We start from the raw sequence: 7,392 nt of genomic DNA, 5'->3' as shown, positions 1-7,392 counted from the left end.
GCTGGGCCGGACGCGGTTAGGGAGATGCTCCCCTTCCTCGACTTCGATAGTGCGCGCTTCCGATTCAGGGCGGCCTCATCCAGCGCCGCGGCGGCACGGTGCGCCATGACGGCGTGACGTGGAGCTATGCCCGCGGAGCCGATAGGATGGGTGTCGATCAAACGCGAACGCTTCGATGTTGCCCGTTGCACATTATCGCCAGTAACGCGGGACATGGGTTTGCAAGGGTCATCCGCGGCAAATCCGTCAAGACCACGATCAGCGACAAAGCGGCGCCATGCCCGCGGCATCACGTCAACCGCCAGTAAGGCGCCACGGCCGAACGTCCTTTGGCTCCGACTTCACCTATCTCGCGACCTGGGCCGGCTTCGTCTACGTCGCCTTCGTCATCGAAGCCTGTGCCCGCAGGATCGTCGGCTGGCGGGCCTCGCGCACGGCGCATGCAGGCTTCGTGCTCGATGTGCTGGAGCAGGCACTACATGATCGACAGCCGGTCCATCGTGGCGGGCTCGTGCACCACAGCGCCGGTTGGAATCCCACTATCGACGGGTCGCAACGCCTGAGCGATATCTCCGTCATTGAAATGGTCGATCTCCGAATGCCATGCGGCACGTCGGATAGGCTGCACGGCGTCATCACTGCGCTGGGCTCTGGGTGCCAACTTCCAATTGCTTCTTTGCATTTGATTCATCGTGACGGTCGTTTGCCAGCGGGTTGACGAAATCTGCGAATGATTCATCAAGTTGTTGCGGATGGTTGGGAGTGCCCTTCGGCTGTTGCTGAGGCATCGGTTTGGAGTGTCGTAAGGCATCCTGGAGGAATATGGAAACCTGTCGATCGACTCGTTTGGTGAAGCTTTGTCGATCCTGCTGAGCTTCCGAAATGCGGCCCTTGGACCGTTGAACAAATTATTCTGGTGCGGCCTGGTGGCAGCAAGGTGCCAGTGCATCCAGTTTGGCATGAACTTCAGCCAAGGCTCCAACCGGTGGATCCGGGGCTTGCATCGTTGCGATGGAGGCCTGCGCCAGCGCCCACTACTGGGCGCGCGAACTCGCAAAGCTCGGTTACACAACACGATTGATCGCGGCCCATTCCGTAAAGCGCTTCGTCAAGCGGCAGAAGAACGTCAATAGCTCCGCCGACGAGGCAGGAACGCCGGACTATGTTTCTTCTCAACCAGCACACCGATCACCGCGCTTCTCTCGTGTCACGGACGCCGACACGTTGGGGGTCGGAGCCGCTCGCGAGGTCGAGCGGTTTGTCAAGTATCGCGATAATCACAAGGAAACCCCTCTTATTTAATTGCCGGGCGTTGCCCGCGAGATTGGAGTGGCTTCGATCCATCTAAAGGACGAAGGCCAACGTCTCGGCCTCGGGAGTTCAAAGCCTTGGGAGGTTTCTAGATCCGGCTGGTGCTCGAGGAAGCAACTCGGCAGCTCGGTCGCGATGTTGACGCGTCCGAGGTGCACACAGCTTAAGTAAAGACCATGGCGAGACGTATGACGGTCTCTTGCGCCACGGATGGCAGCCATGGCAGATCAGTTGCCCAAGGTGCCCAGCTCGTTGGCGCAAAATGCGTCATCTTCGTTCATTCAGGCGTGAGCAACAAGCGCATCGCCGCCATCGCCCGCTCTGGCGCGCAGATGATCCGTGTCGACGGCAACTATGGACGCAATCAGCGCGACGAAACGTCTGGCAACTCCGAAGGGTGGCGATCCCGCTGTCGTCAGGCGAAAGTGGTGGTGTTGGCCTCGCAGCCTTTGAAGGCCGCTTCTGACCCGATTGGTCTTGGACCCAATGCACGGGTCTTTCTGATCAACACCGAGGGTGCGACAGATCCTCTCCTGTACAAACAACTCGTCGGTGCGACGCCAGCGCAAGTGACCGCGAAGAACATGAAGTCGTCAAGAACAGGTCAGCGGATGGGGCGAGCTCGTGAGCCTTTCGTAGGACGTACCATCCGTACATCTTCCGAGACTGGCCAGCGTTCCGCTCTTACAGAAGGCTCATCGCCGCGCAGAGGCCGGCCCCCTGCGCGGCGCAGGGGTTCATGTGCCTTCGAGCTGGGCGCGCGGATTGGCTCACTCACAATAAGGGCTTTGAGATGTGCCGGTGCTCTCTGACTTATCGGCCCGGCTCAAACGCGGCACTACAAGCTACATCGCGGGTCAATCGCGCGCCGGCAAATCGACGCTCACGCGAGTCATGCAGAGGACCATTCCGGGATACAGCGTCTTAGTGCGCGTTGCCGCCGAGGATCTAACCGCGATCTCCCCGCAACCTCACGTTTCGCACCTTGACTAGATAAGCCGTGTAACGGCAACTTGAGGCGTGGGCCGATCTCTGCAAAACCAGCCTTTAAGTACAATGCTGAGTTGGGGCTACGGCTCCACATGGGTTGCCTCGGCGCCCCCACTTCAAGCTGCGCCCAGCCCTTTAGCGTACCCAGGCCCACCGCAGCCTCAATGAGACGCATCGCGACCCCAGACGAGCGCTGTTCCGGCACCACGTAGAGTTCGGTGATAATACCGTAGGTTCCACCCGCAAAAAGCGCGGCGCTTTCCGACAACATAATGAGGCCGACCGGGCGTACCTCCGTGAAAGCCAGAAATCCACAGATGCGCTCTTTCATGGCCAGTAACTCGACGACAAGCTGGGTATCTAGTCCGCCCTGCTTTTGTCCACCCTCAAGTTCGGCAAGTAGGGCAGCAACCATGTGCGCCACCGTTGTGGCGTCATCGCTAGAGACTTCACGCGTGGTCACCATGTCATTACTCTTCCAAGTTTAACCAACATACGACCTCGTCCAGCGGCGGCATCGGGGCAGGAGGCTGCCGCTGCACCACCCAAAACAGATAAGCCGCACGGTTGAAGATCAGATGACGTTTTAGTTCACACGAGGTGATAGCGTCTTTATGTCGCTCCTAGCTAAGCTAAAATATCTCAGAAACTCGAAGGAGTAACTTGTCGTACATCGTGACGGTCGCATGGAGTAGTCTGTTCTTCTTTGGACTTGCGTGTCGCCCCACATCGGGCGCTTCGTGTTCACGTTACAGGAGCGAGGCTGACCGCTTGCGAAAAGGCTCACCGATCTAGATCTACGCTCCCCCTCGTAGAAAGTTCGACGGCAGGCCGACCAGCGATTTGCCGGACCCAGTCCCGAGCAATCACATTCGACGGTCCCATCGCAAGGGCTGCGCGCATCGCGGACGGAACCCTCATCGGGCCGATGTATAACTGAATGACTCACCTTGTCGAAGATGTTGTTCGGCATCCTCAGCGTCCCTTACCGGCTTCATTGCCTGAGATCAATGCTCTCAGAGAATCGTGGAACGCGCGAGTCCAAGGAACACTGTTTCTGGTAGTGTTTGGATAATCAGTTTTCTAATTTCTCATCCGACGCGACATTTGTTGCCGCGCGATGAAGAACATCGCGGGCGCCCGACGAACGCGCGTAACTTGGTCGTTGAGCCCGCGATTGAGACCAGCGTCTCTCGTGTTCCTCAAATAGACAATGTCGCGTCCTGATGAGCCGGGTTCAGTGGATCGTCTTTATGTTCACTTGCATCACTTTACGATCTGTTTGTTTAAGACCTCTTCTAGTGCTTGCGGACACGCGTTGGTCACGGCTCGCTCCGCCGTCTTGCGGCGGAGATAAAGAAACCGCGCATGAGAACCGCAGGAGTGCTCAGCGCATCCGGGTTGCAGCCCAAGCAGACTCCATCTACCTAGCATCTACACGCCGATCCGAAAGGCAGATGGGGTAATTTGGCTTCGGAAGAAAGGTCAACTTTCAGTCGTGGAGAGCTTGCGACGTTGACACGCCGATTTAAGCCGCTTGAACACTGCCCAGGTAGCTGTCTAGTTCGTGCTTCAGCCGAGAGCTTTCCTCAGATAGCAGTTCGGCAGACATCAGTACCTGCATCGAAGCCCTCCAGTTTCCTTTGCGCGGTTGGTGACTTCACCGGCGCTCGCTGCCACCCGGGCCGTCCTGGCCGCTGGTTCCTGCAAATTGAACGCAATGCTCTTGCTGGTCGCCTCCTGCTCCCCGATCGAATCGACCACGGTCAGGGCGATTTCCGAGATGCGGCCGATGATGACGCCAATTCGGTAAGCGCGCCGACCGTCGACGCTATGGGGCCGTAGATGACCTCGACAGATCGACTGTCTGCGAACGTCACGGCGCCTCGCCGGAACGCGCGATCGCCCCTCCCATTCGTCAAACCGAGCGTTTCGAGTGTCGCCCGCCGCTGCCGACGCTCAGTGCTGGCGTCTCATCCATGACGGGACCGGATCGAGTGGCGTGCGATAGACCTCGGCGTTCTCGGGGCTGGTGACCCGAACCGCACAGCCTTTGGCCTTCAGGTCCGGATGCACAATAGACAGTTCGGTCGCGAGCTGGTCCGCTCGGTCGGAGGCAACCTCGATGTTTTCGAGAATGAGGCCGCCTTGATTCCTGTACTCCTCGTCAATCACAAGATCAAAAGAGTAGTACGGCATCCGAAGGTCTCCCATTTGATCGGATTCGTCCCTTGAGGCGCATCCTTACCTCCACTCAGGCTTCGTCAGATGCTCCAGTCGTTCGTATGGAGAGAGATAACTAGGAGCCGCATCGATCTACCGACAAGAAAGTTGGTTCTCAGGGTTCGGCTTATCAGTATCTCTTGCAGTAACACTTATCGGCTTCCTAAAAGCGAAATTCGCTAATCATGGCCCCCGCATCGGCGAAAATCTGCGCCAGCTCAGCAGAATGCAAAGTTTTTCCGTGCGGTCATGGCATCAACTTTTGGGCCAACGCGGGCAAGGCAGGAGATCGCCAAAATGGCTATGTCACGCTTAAGCTCAGCATCGGTGCGGCCTCGTCCAGATAGCTCACCAGGAGCTTCAGAACTGTGATCTGGAAATTCAACTGAGTGACAACATCATGTTGTCTTTCCAGAATCTTCGAGGCGACGTAAGTGCGGGCGCCTGTATCATACGGGGTAAGGCTCTCGCAGACCTCGTCGAGGATCGCGCGCAGAAGCGCGGTGGTAGCGGCATCCAACATTTGGAGATCTCCCCCACTCCGAGGAGGATAATGCACATTTCGCGTTTCGCGGTTCAAGTGTGTTTGATCGGGTAAGAAATTGCGACTGCCGCGCCCTGCCACAGAGCGGTCTCCACCTTCGCTTTCTGCTTCTCCCAACACGTTTTCTCGGCTTGTGCCGGTGTTCGATTGGGGCTGTCCAGCCTCGATCGCGCTTACGTTTCGATGGACTTTACCGCATCGATGACGCGCTTGTGCTGGTCGGCGAAGTCGCCGCGGTCACCACCTTCATCGCCTGAGATGGGCGGCTAATACGTCTGTCATACCGTTCCGCCAGGTCCAGCAGTCTCTTTCTGATGAAGGGGTCTGCCTTGTCCGCTAGATCGCGAATAATCCGAGCCCGGTCTCTCAAAAACTGTTCGTCCACGAAAACACCCATCCACTGCAAACTTCGGTATTCTGAGAGCTATTCAGTCGTTTAGTTGTGAGTCGCGCTAAGGAGACAGCAACGACAGTATCACGTTGTCGATTAGACGTGTCGAGCCGACATAGGCTGCGGCGCATAGTGCAGTGGTACGCCGCAGAGGACTCTCGGCGGGCTTGAGCGTATCAGCATCGACAAGCTCAAGGTACTGCAGTCGATCGACCGTATTCAACCGCTGCTTTGCGATCGCAATCAGCTGTTCCACGTCGCGCTCTCCTGAGCGAAACTTATCCGCTGCGGCGAACAGCCCACGGCTGATGGCAAGAGCGCGCCAACGTTCGTCCGCGCTTAGATAGCGGTTGCGACTGCTCATTGCGAGCCCGTCCGGTTCCCGGACGGTTTGTACAGTGCGATCTTAATTGGAAGGTTGAGGTCAATTGCCATGCGGCGCACCACCGCGCATTGCTGAAAATCCTTTTGTCCAAAAAACGCGACATCCGGCCGCACCATGTTGAATAGCTTGCCAACGACAGTCGCCACTCCACGAAAATGCGCAGGCCTGAAAGCTCCGCACATTGGTTTTGCGAGCTCGCCCGGTTCGACGAAGGTCTCAAATTGAGCCGGATAGATCTCCTGTATATCCGGCGCAAGGACGATCGCAGCGCCGGCATCGCGACACAGCTCTTGATCGCGCAGGAAGTCGCGCGGATAGGTGCTGATATCCTCATTTGGCCCGAACTGAGTGGGATTGACGAAGATGCTAACTATGGTGACGTCGTATTGCGTCCGGTTGGCCGCGACCAGCGCCAGATGGCCGTCGTGTAGATAGCCCATCGTCGGCACAAGTCCGACGTTTATCGGCGCTGCGAACCTCTGCGAGCGAGCGACGAAGCTCTGCGACCGTCGTGATCGTTTGCATGTTGTTTTACATCAGGTTGGATTGGAGGGTGTCCAGTTCGCGACCGTGTCGCGAAGGCCTTGAAGCCGATAGGACTCCTGCGATGGGAATGCACCGTTGCGGACATCGGCCGCCCAACGCGACAGGGCCTCTTGTAACAACTGGAAACCATTGGCATAGGCACGAACAAATTTGGGGCGATGACCTTCAGTCAATCCCAGCAAATCGTGAAAGACGAGCACTTGGCCAGAGCAACCGGGACCCGCACCGATTCCAAGGGTCGGTGCTCGCGCCGCGAGCTCAACCGGAATACCCTCAAGGAGGAGAGCGAAACAGCCGGCCTCCTGTAGACGGTGGGCGTCATCGAGCAGGCGCAAGACATCATCGGCCTTGGGGCCCTGCACCCTGAACCCACCAATGACATTGACACTCTGCGGAGTCAGGCCGAGATGGCCCATCACAGGAATTTCACAATCGATCAGGACGCGCACTATTTCGATACGCTTGGCACCCCCCTCGAGTTTGACAGCGTCGGCGCCACGCTGCAGGAAGCCTCCGGCATTACGAATCGTCTCCGCTGGACTGAGATGGAAGCTAAGAAAGGGCATATCCGCCACGAGCAAGGCACGAGGCTTTGTGCGTACAACGCTTCGAGGTGATGGTTCATCATCGCCATGCTGACCGGCAACGTATCATCGAATCCAAGGCAGACGTTGCCGACGCTATCCCCGACAAGGACGACGTCCACTATCGGGTCGGCGATGCGCCGCTGTCGCCGCGTCGTAAGCGGTCGTCATCGCGATACGACGGCCCTCCTCCTTCCATCGCTGCAGGACTGGAATCGTGACGCGTTCAACAGGCGGCTCTGAAATCTGGCACATCTTAGATCCCGATCCACCCCGCATGCTTGGGAGTCGGCGCTTCCCTGGGAAGGCGAAAGGAAGCTGTCAATCGGGAGGGGAAAAAAGGAATTTACCTCTCCAGGGCCATGGACAGACGCATCAAACCCTCTAATGAGCGCGCGATCATCGAATAAGAACTTCT

At 57.7% G+C, this 7,392-nt stretch carries 3 protein-coding genes and 6 pseudogenes; 4 read left to right on the top strand and 5 right to left on the bottom strand.

What is annotated here, in order from left to right; all coding sequences use genetic code 11:
- The 4 pseudogenes from AC0L27_RS38940 to AC0L27_RS38925 all read left to right on the top strand — a co-directional run.
- A pseudogene (locus tag AC0L27_RS38940) lies at positions 1–158 on the top strand (sarcosine oxidase subunit beta); the annotation flags it as partial.
- Positions 148–523 (top strand): annotated as a pseudogene (locus tag AC0L27_RS38935) (DDE-type integrase/transposase/recombinase); the annotation flags it as partial. The pseudogenes AC0L27_RS38940 and AC0L27_RS38935, both read left to right, overlap by 11 nt.
- A gap of 479 nt (positions 524–1,002) precedes the next feature.
- Positions 1,003–1,149: pseudogene (locus AC0L27_RS38930) on the top strand (IS110 family transposase); the annotation flags it as partial.
- Positions 1,150–1,162: 13 nt separating this feature from the next.
- A pseudogene (locus AC0L27_RS38925) lies at positions 1,163–1,712 on the top strand (pyridoxal-phosphate dependent enzyme); the annotation flags it as partial.
- Between the two features lie 491 nt (positions 1,713–2,203).
- On the opposite strand, the gene AC0L27_RS38920 reads toward AC0L27_RS38925, so the two are convergent.
- The 5 genes and pseudogenes from AC0L27_RS38920 to panB form a co-directional block, all read right to left on the bottom strand.
- Complete coding sequence (locus AC0L27_RS38920; protein ID WP_473323190.1) at positions 2,204–2,767, bottom strand: GNAT family N-acetyltransferase; 564 nt, start codon at positions 2,765–2,767, stop codon at positions 2,204–2,206.
- A 1,493-nt stretch (positions 2,768–4,260) separates the two neighbouring features.
- A complete protein-coding gene (locus AC0L27_RS38915) occupies positions 4,261–4,500 on the bottom strand; it encodes a hypothetical protein (protein ID WP_473323189.1) in 240 nt (79 codons plus the stop codon).
- A 325-nt stretch (positions 4,501–4,825) separates the two neighbouring features.
- Entirely contained in the window at positions 4,826–5,047 is a 222-nt protein-coding gene (locus AC0L27_RS38910; protein ID WP_473323186.1) for a hypothetical protein, read from the bottom strand.
- Between the two features lie 473 nt (positions 5,048–5,520).
- Positions 5,521–6,369: pseudogene (gene panC, locus AC0L27_RS38905) on the bottom strand (pantoate--beta-alanine ligase).
- Between the two features lie 11 nt (positions 6,370–6,380).
- Positions 6,381–7,229 (bottom strand): annotated as a pseudogene (panB, locus tag AC0L27_RS38900) (3-methyl-2-oxobutanoate hydroxymethyltransferase).
- Positions 7,230–7,392 lie beyond the last annotated feature (163 nt).

Source organism: Bradyrhizobium sp. Ken51 (assembly GCF_055807435.1).
The sequence above is the reverse complement of the archived record's forward strand: the minus strand, read 5'-3'. Positions and strand labels throughout refer to the sequence as shown.